This is a genomic window from Microcystis sp. LEGE 08355 (assembly GCF_015207185.1).
Lineage (GTDB): Bacteria > Cyanobacteriota > Cyanobacteriia > Cyanobacteriales > Microcystaceae > Microcystis > Microcystis panniformis.
In genome coordinates, this window is the sequence record NZ_JADEXI010000595.1 from 1 (window position 1) to 2,830 (window position 2,830).

General features: G+C 42.4%; 2 protein-coding genes. Both read right to left on the reverse strand.

The features are described from left to right. Positions 1–152 precede the first annotated feature (152 nt). Positions 153–1,124, reverse strand: coding sequence for a hypothetical protein (locus IQ242_RS21625; protein WP_193961361.1), 972 nt, complete (start codon positions 1,122–1,124; stop codon positions 153–155). A 122-nt stretch (positions 1,125–1,246) separates the two neighbouring features. Then, positions 1,247–2,617, reverse strand: a complete 1,371-nt coding sequence (gene murF, locus IQ242_RS21630; RefSeq protein ID WP_193961362.1) for a UDP-N-acetylmuramoyl-tripeptide--D-alanyl-D-alanine ligase — start codon at positions 2,615–2,617, stop codon at positions 1,247–1,249. Between the last annotated feature and the right edge of the window lie 213 nt (positions 2,618–2,830).

Here is a 2,830-nt window from a genome sequence, read left to right on the forward strand (position 1 = left end):
AGTCTTACCCAACAAGGTTTTTAGATTTATTCAGCATACCCTAATTAAGACAGGTAAATGAGTCAATTTCACCCACAACGATGATCTTTTTTTTGTGTAGTTTTATTGCAAAAAAAAGTTTTTTTGACAAAAAGCACAAAGTATGCTGCGGTCTAGCGGATTTCTAGCTGCGAGTAATTATCTAAGAGCAAAGGTCGCAAAAAACCGCCATAATTCTCGTCATCTGTACCGATAAAGACTTCTATTTTACCTCTAGGGGATTCTCTGGTAGTCACCGCTTCCACTTTGGAGCCGTCGATTTCTGCAATTTTTTGGGGATTAGGGGCAAGAATTAGGTTATTATCGGCTGTAACTTGACCTATACGGTAAACTGCACTTCTAAACACCCCCGCACTATCTGGATCGTAAGCGGAAGCTATGTAGATATTACCTTGCTTATCTACGGCTAAATCGGAGATGAGGCGAATATTTTTACCACTACCAAAAGGACTCCGAAAAGTTACCGACTGAAATTCCCCTAATTTTAAGGGATTGAACGAGATATCCGTCCAGCGAATCTTTGTACTCTCTTGACTATCGGCCCGTTCTGCGTAGATAAATAGATAACGATCGCCTTGCCGACTAACAGCGATCGCCTCTACATTTTCCACCGCAATCGGCCAATTTATTTGCTCAACTAGCTTGACTTTTTGCTGGCTATATGCTAATAAAAATAGTCTTTGAAAAGGTTTTTTCTCGCCACTTTCAGCCAACAAAAATAAGTTAGTTTCTGGGATATGAGTAATACTTTCGAGATCGTTACTCAATCCCTCTGGATTTGGCCAATCTACCCTTAAAACCTGCCATAATAGGGGTTTTTCCTGCGTAGGCAGCCGTAAAAGACTCAGCCTTGGTTGAGATGGATCACTATTTTTGCCCTTATTTTTGGCATCGTGAACCCCTAGAAAAATATCTGCTTCCACCCAAGCTAAACCACTGAGATCTGGGAGATAAGTCTCCAGTCGTCTCGATTGTTGAGCAAAAGAGACTTGAGCGGCCGAAAAAAAGAAAACTATAGCTAAAATCACCGAAAAAACAGTTTTTAATCGGCTATTATTGCTAAAAAATGCTCTCTTCTCTAACATCTATTCCCTAACTCCTAATCAGCTAAGACGTATTTAAACCGCTTATTCTTAGATTAGCCCACCCCCCCGACGTCGGGGGGGCAAGGGGGGGTGTTGCCCCTTGCCTCGTCTCAACAAGCAATTTAAATTACGAACAGCTTATCACTGATTAACTCCTCCACCACGCGATTTAAACCGACGGAATGGGAAGCCTTGCATAAAATGCGATCGCCTGAATCGATCACTTCCTTTAAACGATTAATTAAATCTGCGTGAGTTTGAAAACATTCGCAATTGACTCCAGTAGCGGCCTCAGCAATAAACTTAGCTTCTGGGTCATCCACCAAGACAAACAAGCGATCTATGCCTAGTTTTTGCACCCTCTCACCGACTTGGCGATGTAATTGCTCCGAAAAAGACCCTAACTCCTTCATCGTGCCTAAAACAGCAATATGACGCTGACCGGGGGTAGCTTTCAGCAAATCCAAGGCCGCTAACATTGATTCTAGACCGGCGTTATAGGTTTCATCGAGGAGTAGGATATCGGTTGCTAATTGGTAACGTTTGGCCCGACCACTGGGTAAATTAACCTTAATTCCCTGTTGCAAAGAAGTCCAATCGATGCCTAAAATTTTCGCTACAGCCAAGGCCGCCATAAAATTTAAAGCATGATGACGACCGGATAAAGGTAAGTTAAAATCTAGTCCATTGACTCGTAAAGTAGTTAAATCCAGTAATTCTCCGACTATATCGCCGCCAGAGAAGCCATAGGTAATTGTTTCCCCCTGCCATACCCGTTTAGCTGTTTCCGTAAGTAAAGGGTGATCGTGGTTAAGAACCGCTATACTACTAGAAGGAGACTCGGCCAATAACTCGCATTTGGCCTCTGTGATCGCTGCTTCCGACCCTAAACGACCGATGTGAGCGGTTCCCACATTAGTAATCACTGCGATGGTCGGTTGGGCGATTTGAGCGAGCAGGGCAATTTCTCCCCGTCCCCGCATTCCCATCTCGATTACGGCACTATCGTGAGTTTCATCCAGTTCGAGGAGAGTTTTCGGCACTCCGATCTCATTGTTATAATTAGCTAGGGTTTTATGTACCTTTCCCCGGGTTGCTAATACCGAAGCGATTAATTCTTTAGTCGTGGTTTTCCCCACCGATCCTGTAATAGCAATCACGGGTATAGTAAATTGATTCCGCCACCAATGGGCTAATTGCTGATAGGTTTCTAGGGTATTCTGCACCAGGAATACAGGAATATTACTAGAGGAATTTACCGACACTGGCTGATCGACAATCAAGGTCGCCGCTCCCTTTTCGATAGCCATATCGATAAAATCATGACCATTAAAATTATCACCTTTTAAGGCTAAAAAAGCTTGTCCAGACTTAATACTACGACTATCGGTATTAATTCCAGATACTAAACTATCGGGACTAAAACTTATGTCACCATTATCTTGTAAGGACAATAATTGAGCTAGTTGATTGAGGGATAAATGACAGGCCATAGACAATAAAAATACTTAGGAGTAAATTCCGAATTATCTAGAAGATGGATTTAGGTTTAAATGTGACTTAGATCACATACAATCGGGGTTTCTTTTCGCTAACTTAATTAGGGCTGGCTGAATAAATCTAAAAACCTTGTTGGGTCATATCTTTAAGCTTGTTTGAAATCAAAAACTGCCAGCCCTTGGAGTGATCAGGGGGGAAATTTAGGC